Source organism: Paenibacillus medicaginis (assembly GCF_042138635.1).
GTDB classification, from domain to species: domain Bacteria; phylum Bacillota; class Bacilli; order Paenibacillales; family Paenibacillaceae; genus Paenibacillus; species Paenibacillus medicaginis.
Window position 1 is genome coordinate 1 of the sequence record NZ_JBHIRY010000039.1, and the last position, 21789, is coordinate 21789.

General features: G+C 51.7%; 20 protein-coding genes and 1 other RNA gene. 3 read left to right on the top strand and 18 right to left on the bottom strand.

Annotated elements, in window-relative coordinates; all coding sequences use genetic code 11:
• Positions 1-340: 340 nt before the first annotated feature.
• The 14 genes from ACE5LO_RS24610 to rpoE all read right to left on the bottom strand — a co-directional run bounded on the left by ACE5LO_RS24610 (position 341) and on the right by rpoE (position 13368).
• Positions 341-607 carry a pro-sigmaK processing inhibitor BofA family protein gene (locus ACE5LO_RS24610; RefSeq protein WP_375522575.1) on the bottom strand — a complete coding sequence of 89 codons (267 nt, stop codon included), beginning with the start codon at positions 605-607 and terminating at the stop codon, positions 341-343.
• The gene (locus ACE5LO_RS24615) at positions 604-903 is read right to left on the bottom strand and encodes a DUF2508 family protein (RefSeq protein WP_375522576.1); all 300 of its coding nucleotides are present in this window, start codon (positions 901-903) and stop codon (positions 604-606) included. Before ACE5LO_RS24615 ends, ACE5LO_RS24610 begins: the two co-directional genes overlap by 4 nt.
• Before the next feature lie 237 nt (positions 904-1140).
• Positions 1141-1740, bottom strand: coding sequence for a recombination mediator RecR (gene recR / locus ACE5LO_RS24620; protein ID WP_375357425.1), 600 nt, complete (start codon positions 1738-1740; stop codon positions 1141-1143).
• A gap of 27 nt (positions 1741-1767) precedes the next feature.
• Positions 1768-2079, bottom strand: coding sequence for a YbaB/EbfC family nucleoid-associated protein (locus ACE5LO_RS24625; RefSeq protein ID WP_375522577.1), 312 nt, complete (start codon positions 2077-2079; stop codon positions 1768-1770).
• Between the two features lie 48 nt (positions 2080-2127).
• On the bottom strand, positions 2128-3864 hold the full coding sequence (dnaX, locus tag ACE5LO_RS24630) for a DNA polymerase III subunit gamma/tau (protein ID WP_375522578.1): 1737 nt from the start codon (positions 3862-3864) through the stop codon (positions 2128-2130).
• A gap of 156 nt (positions 3865-4020) precedes the next feature.
• Positions 4021-4287: signal recognition particle sRNA large type (ffs, locus tag ACE5LO_RS24635), an RNA gene on the bottom strand.
• Positions 4288-4422: 135 nt separating this feature from the next.
• Positions 4423-4620, bottom strand: coding sequence for a 50S ribosomal protein L31 (gene rpmE, locus ACE5LO_RS24640; RefSeq protein ID WP_375357422.1), 198 nt, complete (start codon positions 4618-4620; stop codon positions 4423-4425).
• A 107-nt stretch (positions 4621-4727) separates the two neighbouring features.
• Positions 4728-6005, bottom strand: a complete 1278-nt coding sequence (locus tag ACE5LO_RS24645; protein ID WP_375522579.1) for a radical SAM family protein — start codon at positions 6003-6005, stop codon at positions 4728-4730.
• A gap of 55 nt (positions 6006-6060) precedes the next feature.
• Positions 6061-7392 carry a transcription termination factor Rho gene (gene rho, locus ACE5LO_RS24650; protein WP_375522580.1) on the bottom strand — a complete coding sequence of 444 codons (1332 nt, stop codon included), beginning with the start codon at positions 7390-7392 and terminating at the stop codon, positions 6061-6063.
• A 393-nt stretch (positions 7393-7785) separates the two neighbouring features.
• Positions 7786-9039: a UDP-N-acetylglucosamine 1-carboxyvinyltransferase gene (gene murA / locus ACE5LO_RS24655; protein ID WP_375522581.1), complete on the bottom strand. Its 1254-nt coding sequence runs from the start codon at positions 9037-9039 to the stop codon at positions 7786-7788.
• A 208-nt stretch (positions 9040-9247) separates the two neighbouring features.
• Positions 9248-10102, bottom strand: coding sequence for a class II fructose-1,6-bisphosphate aldolase (fba, locus tag ACE5LO_RS24660; RefSeq protein WP_375357418.1), 855 nt, complete (start codon positions 10100-10102; stop codon positions 9248-9250).
• 175 nt (positions 10103-10277) lie between these two features.
• The gene (locus tag ACE5LO_RS24665) at positions 10278-10670 is read right to left on the bottom strand and encodes a response regulator (RefSeq protein ID WP_375522582.1); all 393 of its coding nucleotides are present in this window, start codon (positions 10668-10670) and stop codon (positions 10278-10280) included.
• 172 nt (positions 10671-10842) lie between these two features.
• Positions 10843-12444, bottom strand: a complete 1602-nt coding sequence (pyrG, locus tag ACE5LO_RS24670; RefSeq protein ID WP_375522583.1) for a CTP synthase — start codon at positions 12442-12444, stop codon at positions 10843-10845.
• Between the two features lie 375 nt (positions 12445-12819).
• Entirely contained in the window at positions 12820-13368 is a 549-nt protein-coding gene (gene rpoE / locus ACE5LO_RS24675) for a DNA-directed RNA polymerase subunit delta (RefSeq protein WP_375522584.1), read from the bottom strand.
• Positions 13369-13763: 395 nt separating this feature from the next.
• On the opposite strand from rpoE, the gene ACE5LO_RS24680 reads away from it, so the two are divergent.
• A complete protein-coding gene (locus ACE5LO_RS24680) occupies positions 13764-14921 on the top strand; it encodes a S8 family peptidase (protein WP_375522585.1) in 1158 nt (385 codons plus the stop codon).
• A 66-nt stretch (positions 14922-14987) separates the two neighbouring features.
• On the opposite strand, the gene argS is transcribed toward ACE5LO_RS24680, so the two are convergent.
• From argS to speE, 3 genes are all read right to left on the bottom strand, one after another.
• Complete coding sequence (argS, locus tag ACE5LO_RS24685; RefSeq protein ID WP_375522586.1) at positions 14988-16667, bottom strand: arginine--tRNA ligase; 1680 nt, start codon at positions 16665-16667, stop codon at positions 14988-14990.
• Positions 16664-17089 (bottom strand): YwiB family protein, encoded by a 426-nt coding sequence (locus ACE5LO_RS24690; protein WP_375522611.1) that lies wholly within the window; start codon positions 17087-17089, stop codon positions 16664-16666. The genes argS and ACE5LO_RS24690 overlap by 4 nt, the downstream gene beginning before the upstream one ends.
• A 185-nt stretch (positions 17090-17274) precedes the next feature.
• Positions 17275-18102 carry a polyamine aminopropyltransferase gene (speE, locus tag ACE5LO_RS24695; RefSeq protein ID WP_375522587.1) on the bottom strand — a complete coding sequence of 276 codons (828 nt, stop codon included), beginning with the start codon at positions 18100-18102 and terminating at the stop codon, positions 17275-17277.
• Between the two features lie 282 nt (positions 18103-18384).
• Here speE and ACE5LO_RS24700 point away from each other — a divergent pair, with 282 nt between their 5' ends.
• Together ACE5LO_RS24700 and ACE5LO_RS24705 are read left to right on the top strand one after the other, a co-directional pair.
• Positions 18385-20451, top strand: a complete 2067-nt coding sequence (locus tag ACE5LO_RS24700) for a transglycosylase domain-containing protein (RefSeq protein ID WP_375522588.1) — start codon at positions 18385-18387, stop codon at positions 20449-20451.
• 45 nt (positions 20452-20496) lie between these two features.
• Positions 20497-21222: a DNA-3-methyladenine glycosylase gene (locus ACE5LO_RS24705; RefSeq protein WP_375522589.1), complete on the top strand. Its 726-nt coding sequence runs from the start codon at positions 20497-20499 to the stop codon at positions 21220-21222.
• Positions 21223-21274: 52 nt separating this feature from the next.
• Here ACE5LO_RS24705 and ACE5LO_RS24710 read toward each other — a convergent pair whose 3' ends face one another.
• Positions 21275-21781 (bottom strand): YwhD family protein, encoded by a 507-nt coding sequence (locus ACE5LO_RS24710; RefSeq protein ID WP_375522590.1) that lies wholly within the window; start codon positions 21779-21781, stop codon positions 21275-21277.
• Positions 21782-21789 lie beyond the last annotated feature (8 nt).

A 21789-nucleotide genomic window follows, 5' to 3' on the forward strand; every position in this document is an offset into this window, starting at 1 on the left:
TTGAATCTGACGAGATTTAATATCTCAATTTCGCTCCGCCATTTATTCTGTCATATACACGAACCAAATGGCTTCGCGCGTCGGTTTTACGATGTAAAACCTACTCACTCGTTGTTCAGTTTTCAAAGATCAAGCACTTGCTTTTCATCATCACCGCATCTCAGCGGCGACTTTAATAATATAACACACGATCCTCAGATGAGTCAACAACTTTTTTTAAAGGAATAATTTTCTTTATTCTTGCTGAGTCACTCAATGCTCAAAACAACAATGACAAATGTATCATAGATTCATTTTGCCCGTCAACTGCAATTCTCAGATACTTGCCGACATCTTGATTTCAACTGAGTAAAACCAGCTTTAGGCCATACAGCAACCCCACGCCCGGCAGCCCCAGGATGGCCACCGTCCCTATGGTTACCGGATTAAGAGGGATATGTACCTGGGTAATCCAACCGGAGTAGTTAACGAGATAAATACCGATTGCAGCTATTGCCAAATGTGCACCAAATGTGACCAACCAGGCCGCCCTCGCTTTTTTCTTAACAAACAAATAAGCCAACAACAGGACAGAGACCGACATGACCACCCACGCTATCGTTTTCATTCCGCTTTCCTCCCTCTGCTCAGGAAAATACCTTCTATTGCTCCCGCTTCATCAGCAGGGAGCCGAAGGCGGTGAAGCCCGCTTTGTTTGGCCTTTTTCAATTGGATCTGGTAGTTCCGTTCAGCCGCTTCGAGCACAAAAATAGCGTAATCAATCTGATCTGTTTCGACAGCTTCTTGAAACATGCGCTCTGCTCTGATCCAGTCCTCACGAGCAGCGCACACATCCGCAAACAGTTCTGTTTGAAATTCGGTATTATCCAGCCCATTTTGTTTTCTTCTACTCCAGGTCCACACATTGCTCACTCCCAACCAATGTTACTCGGCAATAGTTCCTACCGTCTCTACATACTTATTCGGGAAATGGACAAACTTAGAACCCGTATCTGGACCCGGATCGAAATCATTTTGAAGTGCTCCTGTAATTGGTTCACAAATGCCGCCAAGTTGAAGAAATAGTTCGATCCAGGAGGGTCGCAACTATACAAAAGGAGTGCCCCAGGTCAATGGACCTTTCAGGACACTCCCCGATCTCTAATTCAATTGGCGTCTTCCTTCAAGCGCCTTGGATAAGGTTACTTCGTCGGCGTATTCCAAATCTCCGCCCACTGGAAGCCCGTGCGCAATACGGGTAACGGTTATATCAAAAGGCTTGACCAGCCGCGAAATGTACATGGCTGTAGCTTCCCCCTCAATATTTGGGTTGGTCGCTAAAATCAACTCCTTTACCCGCTCATCACTCAGACGGGTAAGCAGTTCCTTAAGCCGGATATCTTCAGGCCCTACACCTTCCATCGGCGAGATGGCACCCTGCAGAACGTGATAATATCCGTCATACTCCTTCGTTCTCTCCATGGCAACAAGATCCTTGGAATCCTGAACGACGCATATGATAGACGAGTCCCGCGTTTTATCCTGGCATATTCGACATGGATCCGTATCTGTAATATTGCAGCAGACCGAACAGTAATGGAGATTCCGTTTGACACTCACCAAGGCCTTGGCAAAATCGATCACGTGATCTTCCTGCATGTTCAACACGTGAAAGGCGAGTCGGGCGGCGGTTTTCGGACCAACCCCCGGCAGGCGGGTAAATGCATCGATCAGCTTCGCAATCGGCTCCGGATAGTACAAAGTCTGTTGCCCCTTCGTTATTCTAGATTAGAACAGGCCCGGAATTTTCATTCCGCCTGTAAATTTGCTCATATCATTGTTGGCAACCTCGTCGGCTTTGGTCAGCGCATCATTGACAGCAGTCAGCACAAGATCCTGCAGCATTTCAACATCATCAGGGTCAACGGCTTCAGGCTTGATGGCGATAGACAGGATCTTCTTGTGCCCGTTAGCCTGTACAGTTACCACCCCGCCTCCTGAAGTGCCTTCAACCATTTTCTCCCCGAGCTGTTCCTGAGCCTTAAGCATCTGCTCCTGCATCTTCTTGACCTGCTTCATCATTTGGTTCATGTTATTCATTAATCATCATCTCCTTAAACTAAACTTTCTTTCATCTAAAAAACCATCTCATTCCTTGATTACGATGAGGTCTTCGCCAAAGAGCTCAATCGCCTCATCAATCCATGGCTCCTTGGACTTTCCCGGCTCATCACCCTCATGCTCAAGCTTGAATTCCTCTTCCGGCTGGGCGTTAGTCCCTTCAATCGCCTCAGACCAATCCCGCTGCATCATTGTAATGAGACGAAACGGCCTGCCAAGCTGCTCGTTCAGCACCTTCTCAATCACCTGCTTGTTGGCCGGTTTCTCGGTCGTCTCCCGGTGAATATTATTTTTGAAAGCCACCAATACGGAATCCTCATACAGCGATACAGGTTCACCATCCATAAACCAGGCATGCACGGTAACCCTCTCTTCCTTAACACGCTGTAAAATCTGGCTCCACTTGCGGGCAGCCTCCAGAAATTCAGGGCTGGATTTCGCGGCTATAAATTCCTTCAACCGGGAAGGCAGCTTGGTCGGTGCCGAAATGCGCGGAGTCGGCGCTCTTGAAGCCGCAGGCCGATTCCCAGAGCCCTCTTGTCCAGCTCCACCGGACAGTCCAGCCTGCAAAGCGCGCTCCAGTTTCTTCTCCATCTCCGAGAGCTGCCTCTTAAGTGCAGCAATTTCCGCGCTGTCAGTTGCGGACACTTGCCCCTCTTGAGAGGACGGGGCCTGCTTCTGCTGGATACTGCAAAGCTTCAACAAAGCTACCTCAAACAGAGTCTGGGGCTGGACGGAATATTTCATTTCACTTTGATAGCGATTCAGCGTATCAATCATCTGGAAAAGCTGCTCTTTCGTGAATACGGCAGCCACTTCCTGAAACTGGGCCGGCTCAAGCACTCTTTCCGTCAGCTTATCCGCTTGTGGCACCATTTTGATCATGAGCAGGTCACGAAAATAATATAGCAGATTCTCCATGCATTTATCGGCACTCTTGCCTTCCTGCATGAAGCCCTCAATCATCTGCAGAACCGTGGCAACATCCTCCTGCTGCAGCGCTAAGGCCAGCTTGCTGAACTGCTCGGAAGCAATGCCCCCGGTCATATCGATGACCTGCCGGTATGTCACCCGACCGTCCGAAAAGGACGAAATCTGGTCCAGCACACTGAGCGCATCACGCATACCTCCGTCAGACAAACGCGCAATATACTGCAGTGCATCGCGATCTGCTTCGATATTTTCCTGTCTGCAAATCAATTCCAGTCGGTCCGTCTGTTCTTCCAGCGACACACGCCGGAAATCAAAACGCTGGCATCGGGAAATAATAGTGGCAGGAAGTCGGTGAGGCTCAGTGGTTGCTAAAATAAACATGACGTGCGGAGGCGGCTCTTCAAGCGTCTTGAGCAGAGCGTTGAACGCTTCCGTCGTCAGCATATGCACTTCATCAATGATATACACTTTTTGCCGGACTTCTGTCGGCGCATATTTCACTTTATCCCGCAAATCACGAATTTCTTCAACACCACGGTTGGAGGCCGCATCAATCTCCTGTACATCCATAACCGCCCCGGCTGTGATCCGCTTGCAGGATTCACACTCATTGCAGGGCTCGGTCGCCGGACCACGCTCACAATTCACGGCCTTGGCCAGAATTTTGGCTGCACTCGTCTTACCGGTGCCCCGGGGGCCGCTGAACAGATACGCGTGGGACGTTCGCCCCTCCCGTATGGCATTCTGCAAGGTCTGGATAATATGCTGCTGTCCTACCATGTCCTGAAACGACTGAGGCCGCCAAGCACGGTACAACGCTATATGTTCCAATTCGCGTTACCCTCTTTCAACATCACTTTCGCGACCTTCGTCGTTACTACATTATACTATATTCCCGCACGAATCTAAACTTTAACATGCCCCGGTTTTTATGCACAAAAAAACATCCTTTGCCCTCGGCAAAAGATGTTGTGTGCTACTATTAAGCCGTGCACCTGTTATTGATAATTGCGATCCGAGCGGCAAACCTGCGCGGCAACTCGGGCTAGGCTGCCCTCCGGCACATGAGCGGGCTTGCTTATGGCTGCTTCCTTCCGGACCTGACCAGATTCACAAGTACTCATTGCGGAGGACCCAACCGTCAACATTGTGCTCAGGGACCAGCCTCACATCGACAATACCGCTAACAGGAATTCAACCTCGCTACAGCGGATTGCGAGTTACAGGGCACCGCTACCTCCCCATCTAGCACGGTGAAAATAAGTATATCTTATGCATGTACAAAAATCAACCGGGATAAAATGGTCTCTCCTTCTGAGCAACAAAAAAGACCTCTGCATAAGGCAAAGGTCTGTCCACTCACGGTTAGCTGCGTCGCAGCACACCGGATTACATTCCGTATTTTTTCTTAAATCTATCGACACGTCCGCCAGCATCAACAAACTTCTGTTTGCCTGTGAAGAACGGATGGCAGTTGGAGCAAATCTCCACGCGCAGGTTTTCTTTGACAGAGCCTGTTTCAAACGTATTGCCACAAGCGCATGTTACAGTAGTAACGTGGTATTTCGGTTGAATAGCTTCTTGCATGAGTTTCACCTCTTTCCGCCCTGAGCATCTTGTCAGCCCAGAGTTATATGGACATATGAATACAGTATATCACCCATTGCAGTTATCCGCAACGATTTTCGTACAACTCAGCGTGACATCACCGGTATCTTCGCCCGCGCCTGCCCCGAAGGTGGAACATGGGTATACGATCCGATCACGACATCGGGAAGCTCCTCCCTGTAAATCTCCAGCATCTGTTTCATCCCCAAAACCTCGCCTTGGGCTGGAGGAATAAGCTCCATGTACGCCTCCGGATCGATGTTGAGATTGCGCATTTGAATAAGCTTCAGCTTGGTGCGCTTGGCAAATTCGATCATCGCCTCAATCTCCTCCTCCCGGTCGGTTACACCCGGAAAGATCAGGTAATTGATCGATGTATACACTCCCTGCTCGGCCGCGTATTTCAAGGATTTCTCCACATTGGCCAAGGAGTAGGCGCGCGGCTTGTAATACGCATTGTAATGATCATCCAGCGCGCTGATTGTGCTGACCCGCATCAGATCAAGCCCGGCATCCACAATTCCCCGGATATGATCAGTCAACCCGGCATTCGTGTTGATATTGATGTATCCCATGTCCGTTGTTTTACGGACTTCCCGGATCGCTTCGATAATGAGCTTGGCCTGCGTGGAGGGCTCGCCCTCGCACCCTTGTCCAAAGCTGATGATGGATTCGGGGGTTTTCAGGTGCTCTAGCATAACCTCTACAATTTCCTCCACTCGCGGCCGGAAGTTCATACGGGTCTGCGGGGATACGAATCCACTGTCATCCGGTTGCTCGGATATGCATCCGAAGCACCCCGCATTACAGGAGTAGGACACCGGCACACCGCCTTCCCACCGGTTCAGAAAGGTATTCGAGGAGGTCAGGCACTCATAACCAAGCGCACAATTGGACAAATGCTGATATAAGCGGTTGTCCGGATACTGCTCCGTCAGCCGCTGAACACCAAGTCTCACCTGATTGCGATCACAGTTGTCCGGATTCCATTTGCCTGGCTGATCGCTTTGTTCCGCTGTGACGTAAAACGAACCGTCTTTCCACACAACGGCCGAATATCCGAATAACGGAAGGCGGTATTCCTTGTCCGTCTTCACATAACCCGGCAAACAGAGTCGCGTATATCCCTGGGGCAAAAGGGCGCCTACAGCCTGTACGTTTCCCGGCAACGGCACCATTTCCCCCGTATCCGGATTTATGCCTACCGGTCGTGTATTTGGCAGCCCAACCAGAGTAGCCCCATCAGGAAGCGGTATCAGCTCATCCTCCATAATTTCGACGATCATATCGGCGCTGCGGGCAAGACCGAACAGCGAAGAATGGTCAAAGACGTTGCCCTTTTCATCAGCGTATACCAAATACATAACGGAACTCCTTTCGTTCCTTCAAGCGTTGCAGCTTTCGAGGTCTGATCATATTTTACCCATTCGTAGTTGCAGTAACCGTAGCTGCCGCAGATCTTGGCGTTCTGCGCTGACCGCTGGCGTTGCTAGATCCCCCCGCCGGAGCAGTAATGTCAAAGGAAGCCAAAAACTCGGGATTGGTTTTGGTATTGCGCAGCTTTTTCAGGAAGCCTTCCACAAATTCATGGCTTTCCGTCATATTTCTACGGATGGCCCAGATGGTGTCCAGCTCATCCTTATTAAGCAGAACTTCTTCACGGCGCGTTCCCGAACGTCTGATATCAATGGCAGGGAAAATGCGGCGCTCTGCCAGCTTGCGGTCAAGATGCAGCTCCATATTGCCCGTACCTTTGAATTCTTCATAAATGATGTCATCCATACGCGAGCCTGTATCAATCAGTGCAGTTGCCAGAATGGTCAGGCTGCCGCCCTCCTCCACGTTCCGGGCAGAGCCAAAGAACCGCTTCGGACGGTGAAATGCCGCCGGATCGATACCGCCGCTCAACGTGCGGCCGGAAGGAGGAATGACCAGATTGTAGGCGCGAGCCAGCCGTGTAATGCTGTCCAGCAAAATAACAACATCCTTCTTCGCCTCCACCAGACGCAGCGCGCGCTCCAGCACCAGCTCAGCCACCTTAATATGATTCTCGGGCAGCTCGTCAAACGTCGAAGCCACAACCTCCCCTTTCACCGAACGCGACATATCGGTTACTTCTTCAGGGCGTTCATCGATCAAAAGAACAAACAATTCGATCTCGGGATTGTTGGTTGAGATGCTGTTGGCAATTTCTTTGAGGAGTAACGTCTTCCCAGCTTTTGGAGGGGCTACGATCAATCCGCGTTGTCCTAGTCCAACAGGGGCAAGTATATCCATGATTCGCGTAGACAAATTGTTGGGGGAGGTTTCAAGAGCCAGCTTGGTCTGCGGATAAAGTGGAGTCAGGGCCGGAAAATGCAGTCGTTCCGCCGCATGCTCTGGACTTTCACCATTGACTGCGTTCACTTGGAGCAGCCCGAAGTATCGTTCATTCTCTTTCGGAGCACGGCATTTCCCGGATACCAAATCTCCTGTTCGAAGATCGAACTTTCGAATTTGCGAAGCCGATATATAGATATCCTCGGCGCTCGGGAGATAGTTAATCGGCCTCAGGAACCCGTAGCCCTCCGGCAAAATCTCCAGGACCCCCTGCATGAACATCAGGCCGCTTTGTTCCGCCTGTGCCCTCAAGATGGCAAAAATCAACTCTTTTTTCTTCAACTGACCGTAATACGGGATTTGATACTGCTTGGCAAGCTTGTATAAATCCGTCAGCTTCTTTTCTTCCAAATCGGAAAGTTGCAGATCCATGTAATAACCACCTATTCAATTAATAAGTCCATTTAAATGCGAGTTCAAAAAGTCAGGTTTTCAGCACCGAGAAGGTTGGATGAAGCTAGGGACTGAGGAGCGGAGCGTACTTGGGGTACGTGAGCACCTGAAATGTTTCCGTAGGAAACATGCTTCGTAAGCATCCGCTTAGGCCCGGCTGAATTCAAGATTCGATGTCGAGTCCGCTTCCTGACTTCCTTCGTGATCAAAAGATGACTTTTTGAACTACCTCTTTAAGATAAAGGACAAAATCTTCATTCATTTATTATTACCCAAAAAGGTATAAATTATGCAGCAAAAGCGCAGACGCAAGGCCTTTTGCTTCCTTGCGCCAGCTATTGCAGCGTTAATCCGACACCATCTGGTGCACTATCACTCACTCTGGCGCCATACATCCGCTCCCAGCATCCGCAAATTGGATACGAGATGATCATAACCGCGATCAATATATTCAACACCGGTTACTTCGGTAACTCCATCCTCTACCGTGAGCCCGGCAATAACTAGCGCTGCGCCTGCCCGCAGATCGGCAGCTTTGACCTTGGCGGCGTTCAAATTACCGCCCTCGATGATGGCCGAGCGTCCTTCCACACGAATTTTGGCACCCATGCGGACCAATTCCGGCACATGCTTGAAGCGATTGCTGTACACGAAGTCGCTCAGCACGCTTACTCCGCGGGCCTGTGTCAGCAGGCTGGTCATCGGGGACTGGAGATCTGTGGCAAAACCCGGATAGATCAGCGCTTTGACATCAACATGCTCATATGAAGGCGCTCCCTTGACCCGGATGCTCTCATCGAATTCTTCAATGACCACGCCCATTTCCTGCATTTTGGCGGTAATGGCCTCCAGATGCTTGGGGATGACGTTGTCGATCAGCACATCACCGCGCGTGGCGGCTGCAGCTATCATATAGGTGCCGGCCTGAATCCGGTCCGGAATGATGGAGTGGCGGCAACCGTGAAGCTCCGACACACCCTCGATCCGGATCGTTTCGGTGCCAGCTCCCTTGATGACGGCGCCCATCGAATTTAACAGTGTGGCTACATCTATAATCTCAGGCTCTTTGGCCGCATTTTCGATAATTGTAGCGCCTTTGGCCCGGGCGGCCGCCAGCATGATATTAATGGTCGCTCCGACACTACTGACATCCAGATAGATTTTCGTGCCACGCAGCTCTTTAGCGTGCAAATGAATGGATCCATGCTCGTTGGTGACGGTCGCTCCCAAAGCCTCAAAACCTTTGATATGCTGGTCTATAGGCCGAGGCTCAAAATTGCATCCCCCCGGGAGTCCGACTACCGCTTCCTTAAACCTTCCGAGCATTGCCCCCATCATATAATAGGAAGCGCGAAGCTTCTTGACGGGGCCGTTAGGCATCGGAATGGATTTGATGGCTGAAGGATCAATGCGCATTTGGCTGCCTTCCCAGGCAACCTTTGCCCCAAGCTCCTCCAAAATCTCGGCATACACCGCAACGTCGCTAAGAAGAGGCAAATTATCCAGTATCACTTCCGACTCCGCCAGAATAGCGGCAGGAATCAAGGCGATTGCACTATTCTTGGCTCCGCTGATGGATACCATGCCCTGCAGTGGACGTCCACCGCTAATCATCAATTTTTCCATAAGCTTTAGGGTCCCCCTACTTCACTTCACAGCTGCAAACATGTTCACATGGAAGTCAATTGGTAACTGAAATGGAAAAACACCGGCTCAGCGGTGTGCTTCCATATCCGTATGATACCGGACAGCCCCGAAGGGTCTATCCGCTGTAAAATCTACTGTGTCAGTAAGCTCTGCAGGATAGCAACGGCTTCCTATGAATAATCCTGTCTTATGCCTTGTTGTTGGAACCGAACTCGCGGATTTTGCCAACAACCGTTTGTTTGATCGCATCGCGGCCTGGCACAATGTATTTGCGCGGGTCATAGGCATCAGGCTTGGCAGCCAGAACCTCGCGGACAGCCTTGGTGAACTCAATTTGGTTCTCGGTGTTAACGTTGATTTTGGAAGTCCCGAGAGAGATGGCTTTTTTGATATCATGAGTAGGAATTCCAGTACCGCCATGCAGAACCAGCGGAACTTTAACCGCATTGCAGATTTCTTCCATTTCCTTGAAGCCAAGGTTCGGTTCGCCTTTGTAAGGTCCGTGTACGGAACCCAATGCAGGAGCAAGCGTATCAATGCCGGTTTCATTCACGATGCGAACACAGTCATCCAGCTTGGCATACATTACGTCACCGATAACATCGTCTTCCTGGCCGCCGACCATACCGACTTCGGCTTCAACGGAAACACCTTTGGAATGTGCGTATTCAACGACTTTCTTGGTTGTCTCAATGTTGGTATCGATCGGGCTGTGGGAATCGTCGATCATAACGGATGTAAATCCGGCGTCAATCGCTTCTTTACATTTTTCAAAGCTGGAGCCATGGTCAAGATGAATGGCAACCGGAACCGTAATTTTCATGTCGTGCAAGAGGCCTTCTACCATTTTTACAACAGTATAAAAGCCGCCCATATGGCGTGCGGCACCCTCGGATACACCAAGAATCACCGGGGATTTCTCTTCTTCAGCGGCTGCGAGAATAGCTTGGGTCCACTCCAGGTTATTGATGTTGTATTGACCTACAGCATATTTCCCTTCAAGCGCTTTGTTCAGCATGTCTGTCATGGATACTAATGGCATGGTTTCATCCTCCTAAGGGGTATTGGGTTTGTCTATGTTTTATAGCCGACATTCACACAGGGCTTATTATACCACATCCCATGTCAAATACTAAACAAGCTTTTACAGGCACAAAAAAGGGCCAGAACGCTGTAAAATGCAAAAAAACAAAAAACCCTGTGCAAATAACAGGGTTTTACCGGAACGGGTTCGGCTCTTCTTGCCCATCCTTCAACTGACCGTTCACCGCGACGCGCATCTCATCGATATCAAACGGCTTGGTGAAATGCATCAGAGCGCCCAGTTCAGTCGCTTCCTTAATCATATCTAGCTCACCGTACGCTGTCATCATAATGACTTTGATCTCAGGATTTCCGGTTTTAATGTGTTTTAAGATTTCCAACCCGTCCATGCCGGGAATCTTCATATCCAGCAGCACAAGATCCGGTGTCTCATGTTCAACAATTTCCAGAGCGACTTTTCCATTGGCCGCCTGAAAGGTCTCATACCCCTCACTGCTGAACACTTCCATCAACAAAATGCGGATACCGTTTTGGTCATCGACTATCAAAACCTTTTTCTTCTCCAATTTTCTAACCTCCCGGGTCTCGAAAAGCAACAACGGCTGTCCTGAGCAAATTCTGAAGCAGCGAGCCGTCGATGTAACTGATCATTCAAGGTATTCGCTCTTAATGGATGAAATCCTTCCCCTGTTCAAAATTGTGGCAAAGAAAAAGCCTCCCGTGGGAGGCCTTCGTTGCTCAAGCTTGATGCTGCAAGGATGCTTTGACAAATTCACGGAACAGCGGCTGCGGACGGTTCGGACGGGATATAAACTCCGGATGGAACTGTACGGCCAGGAACCAGGGATGATCCGGATACTCCACAATCTCTACCAAGCGACCGTCCGGAGAGGTGCCGGAAATTTTCAGACCGGCTCTTTCGATCACTTCACGGTACTCATTATTAAATTCATACCGGTGACGGTGTCTTTCATACACTAGCTCGTCGTTATAACAAGACATGGCGAGGGAGCCCTCAGCCAGCTTGCACGGATATAATCCGAGCCGCATCGTTCCGCCCAGATCTTCGATATCCTTCTGTTCAGGCAGCAGGTCGATCACCGGGTATTCCGTCGCCGGATTAATTTCCGAGCTGTTGGCTCCGTCCAGTCCCGCCAGCGCGCGGGCCACTTCAATGACGGATACCTGCATGCCAAGGCAGATGCCGAAGAACGGGATTCTCCGCTCGCGGGCATAGCGGATCGCGCTGATTTTGCCTTCGATCCCCCGATCTCCAAAGCCGCCTGGCACCAAAATGCCTCCTACACCGCCAAGAATGCTATCCACATTCTCATCCGTCAGCTCTTCCGCGTTAACCCAGCGGATTTTTACGTCCGCATTGGCAGCAAAGCCGGCATGGGAAAGGGACTCCACCACGCTGAGATAGGCATCATGCAGCGCGACGTATTTGCCGACAATGGCAATTTCCACGGTCGTTTCCAGTCTGCTGATCCGATCTACGAGCGCTTCCCACTCCGTCATATCCGCAGAAGGGGTAGTCAGCTTCAGATGGTTGACGACAATTTCATCAAGCCCTTCTTCCCGCAGGTTGAGCGGCACCTCATACAAAGTTGAAGCATCGCGGCATTCCACCACCGCATTAGGGTCAATATCACAGAAGAGCGCGATCTTCGCCTTCATGTCGGCAGACAACTTATGCTCCGTACGGCAGACGATTACATTCGGCTGAATGCCGATGCTGCGCAGCTCTTTTACACTGTGCTGGGTTGGCTTTGTCTTCACTTCCCCTGCGGCCTTGATATAAGGAATGAGCGTAACGTGGATGTACATCACATTCTCGCGTCCGACTTCGCTTTTGATCTGGCGGATCGCTTCCAGGAAAGGAAGGCTTTCAATATCCCCTACTGTACCGCCGATTTCCGTAATAACAACATCCGAGCCTGCTTCACGACCTGCACGGAATACGCGTTCCTTGATCTCGTTGGTGATATGCGGAATGACCTGAACGGTTCCCCCAAGGTATTCGCCACGGCGCTCCTTGCTGATGACGCTGGAGTATACTTTACCTGTGGTAACGTTGCTGTTCTTCGACAGATTGATATCAATGAAGCGCTCATAATGGCCAAGGTCCAGATCCGTTTCCGCGCCGTCATCTGTTACGAATACTTCACCATGCTGATAAGGACTCATGGTGCCCGGATCCACGTTCAGATATGGATCAAATTTCTGGATCGTTACTTTCAATCCCCTGTTCTTGAGCAGCCTGCCGAGCGAAGCAGCCGTAATTCCTTTGCCCAGGGAAGATACAACTCCGCCTGTCACGAAAATATACTTTGTCACTGTTTAAAACCCTCCTAAAAAAAGTCCAGAAATTCAGGCGACATATGATGTTAGCGTAACCCGTTTGCACGGATTATCATCCACAAAGAAAGCAGCGGATCAATTTCCCAACTCCGCCGCCTACCGCTTGCATGTTCAGATCAACAGCACCGAGCCGTGCCGTAAAAACCCTATAAAAAACAAAAAAGCACACCCGTTGTGACGGGGCACTTTTAGCACTCTAAATGCACATATTATATAACTCAATCATAAGCCCAAGCAATAGTTTACCCTTTGTTCATACCTCTGTCAAGAAACTTTGGACCACTTCCCAGGCAAGCAGAAAATGGAGCAAAAAGGAAAAGAGGGAGATTCTATCTCCCTCATATTCCGATATTAGTATTCCTCTTCTTCCGTCGGCCCATCTTCATTCTCTTCTTCCAGATCTTCCTCTTCCTCTTCCTCGAGGTCCTCGTCATCCAGCACGACGTCCTCATCGGTGTCATCATCATCGTCGCCATCGAACAGATCATCATCGGCATCTTCGGAATCATCGACATCTCCGAAATCATCGTCAGCGTCGTAGACTTCTTCCTCTTCCTCATGATAATCTTCTTCCTCATCGTCCTCATCATTGATGATGCGCGGACGCTTGCCGCCTGTAATAGCATCTTCCGATTTATCTACCGGATACCAGCGCTTGAGCCCCCACAGGTTGGTGCCTACACAGGCAAACCGGCCATCAATGTTGATCTCGGTATATAGCTGAGCAATGACTTCATTGATTTCTTCTTCAGACAAGCCGCGCAGCTTGGCAACTTCATTCATTAAATCGCGGTAGTAAAAAGGCGTATTGGCTGTTTTCAGCACCATGAATGCCAGATCTACCATCGGAATTTCATGGACTTTCTCAGGGTCAATCTTCAAGTTGAGTGGCGTACTCACTTAAGGACACTTCCTCTCACGCGTAATTCACACGAACATTCTAGCCTGCAAACAGCTCTATGCAGACTAACTTATCCATTATCACACCTAAGTAAACCTTATTTAGGCGTAAATTGCAAGTCAAATACCCCGTTCCGGGAGAGGATTTCAGAATACGGGGTGCAGGCATGCAAAAAAGGCGGGTTTCCCCGCCCCTGACTGTATCCCCTTTGAAGGCATGCCTTCAAAGGTGATGCGGAAGAGCCTTGTGGCTCTAACAGTATCCTATGTCCGCAGTTAATGAATGACACGATGGGACGCCTATTAATTGTAAAATGGGGCATGTTTCTCATACAGCTCTCCAGCACTGTTCATACAATAACTCAGTACGGCTCAACAGGGGGGAGCGCTTCTACATGGACTATCCGGGATTTTTGCAGCTATTAAACAAGGCTATTCAGGAGCCTGCCCGCTCCAGACAACCAAAACAGATTATCCGGTTCAATAAAGCGTCTCAATACAAGGAATGTCTATCGTATTTGCAGAAAATGAAGCCGGGTTTATCCGGGCTGAGGAGCGTTCAGTCCTCCCACCTGATCAGGGCCCTGATCGCCCCGCTGGCCTGCAGAGACCGGCTCGGCAAATACCAGAACGGTGTTGCCATTGAGGAAGACTCACGCATCCGCGTTCACGGCGGGACCGCCCCGCTCTCCGCGGAGACCGTCTCCACTCTCCCTTGGGGAGTCAAGAAAATAAAAGCCCATCAGGCATGGCCTCTGTCTACAGGCTCGCAGATCCGGATCGGCGTCATTGATACGGGGGTCGATTTTCGTCATCCTGACCTTCGGCATTGTCTTGCCCGCGGGGTCAACCTGCTGAACCGGGCCCTTCTGCCGCACGATGATAACGGGCACGGCACCCATATCGCCGGAGCTATCGCAGCTGCCAGCTATGAGCGGGGGGCCGTCGGTGTGGCCCCGGGCTCAATTATCTATCCTGTCAAGTCGTTCGACCATAACGGGTCGGCGTACGTGTCCGACATCATCCTTGCCATTGACTGGTGTGTTCGCAACAGGGTCCATATTATCAACATGAGCTTTGGCATGAAAACACGCAGCAAGGCGCTGCTTGATGTCGTCAATAAAGCTTATGCCAACGGAATTGTGATCGTCGCTTCCTCGGGCAATGACGGCAAAAGACAGACGATCGATTATCCCGCCCGTTATCCGCAGACGATCGCCGTCGGAGCCACGGACCGTTTCGGACGCATCGCTTTATTCAGCAACCGTGGTCCACATGTGGATATTTATGCGCCCGGTGAAAAAATTATTTCCTCATGGGTCAACAACCGCTACCATGAAATGAGCGGCACCTCCATGGCGACCTCTCATGTTAGCGGCGCCATCGCGCTTCTGCTCGAAAAAAGGCCCGGTCTTTCACCAGGTGAGATCAAGGCGCTGCTGAAAAGGACAGCCTCGCCCATTCGCCGACGGTCAGGCACTGTGTCCAAAACCAACATATTGGGGGAAGCGGATGCCTGCCGGCTGGTTCGGGAAGGGATTAAGTTTAAATAATATCAAAAACATCCGGTCCCAGGTTTATCATTTCCAGGACCGGATGTTTTGTAATTTGTCTGCCAGTTACATGCGTTCCGGCGCCGTTACTCCCACCAGTCTCAGCACGTTGGCAATCACCGTGCGGACGGCAGCCAGCAATGCGAGCCGGGCCTGCGTCTGCTCCACATCCTCCGTAATCACGCGTTCAGCCTTGTAGTAGCTGTGGAACATGGACGCCAGTTCGTATACGTAACGAATCATACGGTGCGGGGCATAGGATGCCGCTGCAGTAGTCACTTCGTCCGGCATCTCGCCGATTTTGCGGAGCAGGTCGTATTCATGCTCGGCCTTCAGTCTGGACAGGTTCACTTCCGACAGCGGCAGTACAGTGAGTCCTTGCTCCTCCGCCTGACGGAAGACGCTGCATACGCGGGCATGCGCATATTGCACATAGAAAACAGGGTTTTCATTGGACGTGGAAATTGCCAGGTCCATATCGAAATCAAGATGCGAATCCATACTGCGCATCGTGAAGAAGTAGCGGATCGCATCAACGCCCACTTCATCCATCAGATCCTCCATCGTAACGGCCTTGCCGGTACGTTTGGACATTTTCACCTTTTCCCCGTTCTGGAACAGGCTTACCATTTGGGCAATCAGCACTTTAAGCTTGTCCGGGTCATTGCCGAGCGCCTCCATGGCGGCCTTCATACGCGGAATATAGCCATGGTGGTCGGCCCCCCAGATGTTGATGATGATGTCGTATCCGCGCTCGTATTTGTCACGGTGGTAAGCGATATCCGGCGTCAGATAGGTATAGGTGCCATCGTTCTTGATGAGCACCCGGTCCTTGTCATCCCCGTATTTCGTCGTGCTGAGCCAGGTTGCGCCTTCCTTCTCGTACACCTCATTGCGGTCACGAAGCTCATTCAGCGCCTTGAGCACTTCCCCGTTCTCGTACAGGGAGGTTTCGCTGAACCAGGAATCGAACGGAACCCGGAAACGCCCGAGATCCCGCTTTATTTTATCCAGTTCCTTCTCCAAGCCGTATTCCCGGAAAAAGGACGCGCGGTCACCCGGGCTCATGGACAACAGAGAGTCGCCTTTCTCCTCGACCAATTCCTTGGCGAAACCGATAATATCCTCCCCGTGGTAGCCGTCCTCCGGCATTTCCGCCTGCTGGCCAAGCTGCTGCAGATAACGGGCCTCGATGGAGCGGCTCATGTTGTAGATCTGGTTGCCGGCATCATTAATGTAGTATTCGCGGGTAACCTGGTAACCGGCAAAATCAAGCACATTGCAAAGCGAATCGCCGACAGCCGCGCCACGTGCATGCCCGAGATGCAGGCTGCCGGTCGGGTTGGCGCTGACAAACTCAATCTGCACCTTTTTGCCCGCTCCATCCTGCGTGCGCCCGTACTCGTCTCCCTGCTCCAGCACACGGCCGATCACCGGATACAAATAGCTTTTGTTCAGTCTGAAATTGATAAAGCCCGGACCGGCGATTTCAGCTCCTTCAATCGAAGCGGACGCCAGATCCATATGCTCGATAATTTGTTCCGCGATTTGGCGCGGATTCTTCTTGGCAATACGGGTCAGCTGCATGGCTGCGTTGGTGGCCAGATCCCCGTGCGCCTTATCCTTCGGAACCTCCAGCGCAACGGCCGGCAGCTCTTCCCGGCTTACGATGCCTGCCGCCAGGATGGCGGCTTCAATGGCTTCTTTTACTTTCTGATTCACCTGTTCAAGCGGGTTACTGGTCATGTGTCTTGCTCCTCCTGTATCAACAAACTGATCGCGAAATGTCCGGAAAACTCTTCATATACATACAGATCATATGCCCATTCTACACTGCCGGAATGGCCGTGCAGCCGGATATCCAGCTGGCCGGTATCAGTCGACAACATGAAGTTCATGTATGGCGAACGGTAAAACCCGGGCAGCTTGCTGCCCGGCTTGAATGTCTGCTCGGACTGGACATCTCCGTGGCGGATCAGCTTAAGCTCGTCTTTCCCGATTTTAACAGTGGTCCGTGTTGTTCCGCCCTGCGGCCCTTCCTGTGAATCCTCATACCTGACGTAGAGGCTGCCGCCGCGGATCGTCGCTTCCGCAGGAAGCTCCTGCACGACATTCTCACCGTCATGGCGGCTGTGCAGACGGATGCGGACCGGTATATGCTGCGGCATCGTCTTTTCGGCTCCCATTCTATGCATTCCTACTGTACTACTATAGCCAGTTCCCCGCCGCAATTCAATTCAAACAGCAAAAAACCCTGTCTTCTCCGAAGCGCAGGATCAACCTGGCGGCTCGGACAGAGTCAGGGCTCTCGTGATGGATAATGCGCTGCAGATCCTCAACTGATCAACAGCTTTTATTTGGTCAGGTCCTCCACGAATTTGGGCAAAACAAACGCGGCCTTATGCAAGCGCGGGCTGTAATATTTCGTATCCATTTCAGGAATCTGCGTTTCATCCGCTTCGAGCGGGTCATATTTTTTGCTGCCTAGCGTGAACGTCCACAACCCGCTTGGGTAAGTAGGAATGTTGGCGCCATAGACGCGTACGATCGGGAAAATTTCCTTCACGTCCTGGTTCACCTTCCGGATCAGATCGGCCTTGAACCACGGATTGTCCGTTTGGGCGACAAATATCCCGTCATCCTTCAGCGCCTCATAGATGCCCTGATAGAATCCTCTCTCAAAGAGTGGAGCAGCCGGGCCGACCGGTTCGGTGGAGTCGACCATAATCACGTCATATTCATTCTTGTGCTCCAGAATATGCATGTACCCGTCGTTGACCAGCACCTCTACATTGGGCTCATCCAGCTTGCCGGCAATTTCAGGCAGATACTTTTTGGAATATTCGATAACTTTGCCGTCAATTTCAACCAGAACGACCTTCTCTACTTCAGAATGCTTGATGACTTCGCGGACCACGCCGCCGTCCCCGCCGCCAACGACCAGCACCTTTTTCGGCTTCGGGTGTGTGTTCAGTGACGGATGGGCCACCATCTCATGATAGACGAATTCATCCTTTACCGTAGTCATCACCATGCCGTCCAGGACGAGCATATTGCCGAATTCTTCGGTCTCCACCATGGCGAGATCCTGATATTCCGTTTTTTCATTTACATAGGTCTGTTTAATTTTGGCCGTGATGCCGAAAGAGGGAGTCTGCTTCTCTGTAAACCACAATTCCATCGTTTTACCTTCTTTCCCGTCAGAATTAGTGTTGGGCCCTCATCTCATCGCCTTGGCGCTGCATATGTCTTGCATTATAAGTTACCCCTGCCGAGACTGCAAAACATGTTTTTATTGAAACTTTCCTGTATTTAATTTACCCTGCCGAAGGGGATGAAATCTGCTGTTTTTCGTAGAAACCCCCGAACTTCCCCATTACGAATCTTGTTCTGTTTGAATAGACCCCCGGGGATTGACAATAATGAGTAATCAACAAGTGAGAAGAAGGGGGGCAAATGCGGGATGCGACCCAACTCAATAAGCAGAGGACATGGATTCTTTTTGTTCATTAAAATAGCTTTCGTTACCACCCTGATTGGGCTGATCGCGGCCGCGGGGCTGCTTGTCTACTTATACGGCACCAGTCTCCCGCTGGCGGATACAGATCGCAATTCCCGGCTGCTCGACAGCGAGGGGCAGGTGATTGCCACTTTCTCGGCTGGCGGCAAGAATTCAATCCCCGTGCCGTTAAACGCCATTTCCAAGGATGTGATCGACGCCACCCTGGCCGTGGAGGACCGCAAGTTTTACAGCCATCCCGGCTTTGATTTTAAAGGCATGGCCAGAGCGGTGCTTGTAAACCTGGAAAATTGGAAAATGGCGCAGGGGGCGAGCACGCTGACCCAGCAGCTGGCACGCAATCTGTATCTCTCCCATGAACGGACCTGGACGCGCAAGGCCAAGGAAGCTTTTTATACTGCCCAGCTCGAAATGAAGTATAGCAAGGATGAAATTCTGGGAATGTATCTTAACGAAGTGTACTACGGACACGGTGCATACGGGATCGAGGCGGCAGCGCAAATGTATTTCGGCAAATCGGCGGACAAGCTGAATCTGGCGGAAAGCGCTCTGCTCGCAGGCATCCCCAAGGGGCCGACCTACTACTCTCCCTACAATCATATGAAGAACGCCAAAAACCGGCAGAAAATTGTGCTCGACTCCATGGTTGAAACGGGCAGCATCACGGCTGCCGAGGCGGACACAGCTTACGAGCAGATCCTTTCACTCAAGCCCGAGAGCGAACGGAGAAGCGTGGAAGCTGCCCCTTATTTCCGCGATTATATCCGGAAGCTGGCCGTGGAGAAGTTGGGAATTGACGAGAAGCTGCTTGAACATGGCGGCCTGAGCATTTATACGACGCTGGATATGCGTATGCAGCAGGCAGCGGAGCAATCTGTCAGCAAGGGGCTGAAGGGCAGCAGCGGACTGGAAACGGCCCTCATTTCCATGGACCCCCGTACCGGTTATATCAAGGCCATGGTCGGCGGGAAAAACTATGTGGAAAATCAATATAACCACGTATTCGCCGCGACCCGCCAGCCCGGATCGGCCTTCAAGCCAATCATGTACCTGACTGCGCTGGACTCTGGCGAGATGACGAGCCTGTCGATGTTCGAGAGCCGACCCACACTTTTCCGGTATGACGACGACCGGAAAACGTACCAGCCGCGCAACTTCGGGGACAAGTATCTCGGAGAGATCGATATGAGACGCGCTATCGCGGCCTCGGACAATATTTATGCGGTAAATACCATTTTGAAGATCGGGACGGAACAAGTGATATCCACGGCTCATAGCATGGGCATCACAAGCAAGCTGGAGAACGTCCCGTCACTCGCGCTGGGGGTCTCGCCCGTCAGCCCGTATGAAATGGCCGCTGCCTACTCGGTCATTGGCGGAGGCGGCGTGCAGGTGCAGCCGACCGCCATCCTGCGCATTACCGACGCGGGCGGACGTATCATATACGAGGCTCCCAAGCCTTCTGGCAAGCAAGTCGTCAAGCCTGCGGCCGCTTATGTGCTCACCCGCCTGATGGAGGGCGTATTCGAGGAAGGCGGCACCGGAAGCCGCGTGGCCGATCTGATGAAGCGGCCGGTGGCGGGCAAGAGCGGCACCACTGATACCGATGCCTGGATGGTTGGCTTTACACCCGAGTTGACGACCGCCGTATGGGTCGGCTATGACAAAGGAAAGAGCATCACGGCCACGGACGCTCACCGTGCGGCTCCCATTTTCGCTGAATATACGGAGGAGGCGCTGGAGAACGTCCCGCCCAAAATATTCCCCATCCCGGAAGGTGTCGTCAGTGCATACATCGATCCGGATTCCGGCAAGCTCGCTACCGCCGACTGCCCCAGTCAGCGTCTGGAGGTGTTCTTGAAAGGCACGGAGCCCAAGGAAGCCTGTCCAGGGCACGGAGGAAGCACGAAGCCGGAGAACACGGAGATGCTGCAGGACGGCTTGCAGGCGAACGAACAGGAGGAGAAAAAATCCTGGTGGGCTGATTTCAAACGCTGGCTGATGGAATAGGTTATGTTATCATGAGTACAGATCATAGCAGGAAGAGGTGTACTCGTGAATCAACAGCATGAACAGACAGCGCATTCCCGAACGGCCTTCTCGGGCAGCCCTGAGGCTGCCGGCAAGCCCATCCCGCTCACTGCCCGCTTGTTCGCCATGAGTGCGCTGGAAGCGGCCCCGCGACTGCTCGGCCAAACGCTCGTCCGGTTAACGGAGGATGGGGAAATCCGCTGCCGGATCGTTGAAACGGAGAGCTACGGCGGCGCGGAAGACAAAGGAAGCCATGCCTACGACAACCGCAGAACCGCCCGTACAGAGACGATGTTTCAGCCGGGCGGTTGTGCTTATGTATATCTCATTTACGGGATGTACCACTGCCTGAACGTCGTGACCGGTGCAGAAGATGATCCGCAGGCGGTCCTGATCCGCGCTGTCGAACCGCTTACAGACAGGGATGCCGCCCTGATGGCAAGCTACAAAGGCGGAGCCCCGAAACGGCCATACGAGTTAAGCGGCGGACCCGGCAGACTGTGCAAGGCGCTGCGCATCGACAAAAGCCTGAACGGCATCTCGCTGGGAAATCCGTCTGGCCCTCTGTGGCTGAAAGCCGCGCCACCTTCCGCACCGGACTTCGGGATCATGCACGGCCCGCGCATCAATATCGATTATGCCGAAGAGTATGCTAGCAAGCCCTGGCGCTTCGTCATTGAGAACCATGCGTACAATTCCGCCAGGAAGGCACCTCTGGAATGGTACTGCAGGTATGAACAGCTTGTTTAAACGAAAGGCGGCTCCCGGGTGGAAGCCGCCTTTCGTTCGTTATCTGGAATATTTAGCTCTCAAGCGCCTGTTTCAACTCATCCGGAGAAGCATTCCACCATTCTTCATTATGCGAGATCAGCAGCTTCTTCAGCACAGTCTTCTCCTCACCGCCCAACTCATCCAGCATAAATCTGCGCTTCAGCGCATAATCCATCCGGTTCACATGGTCGGCGAGAATTTTCCAGCCCCGCTTGGCCTCTTCATCAATCAGCATCTCACAGGCCGTCGCGCCGCCGTAAAAACGGCTATCCGCCGTCCGGTCCACCGCTACCCATACGACCCACACCTGACGGCCGTTAGGCACGTCCTCTTTGCTGGCCGAAAATTTGATCCCGCGCTCCACCTTGCTCTTTGCGTGCATGGCTCCAATATCAATCTTCGCTTCACCGCGGTCAATGATAACCGGGGACATGTTGTTCAGGTCGATGGAGCCGGCTCCAAAGCCTTTATGCTTGCTTTTGCTGCTTACAATATTCAAAGCGATTTGCTTCTTGCCGTCCGGCTGGTTCTGATTCATAACCTATT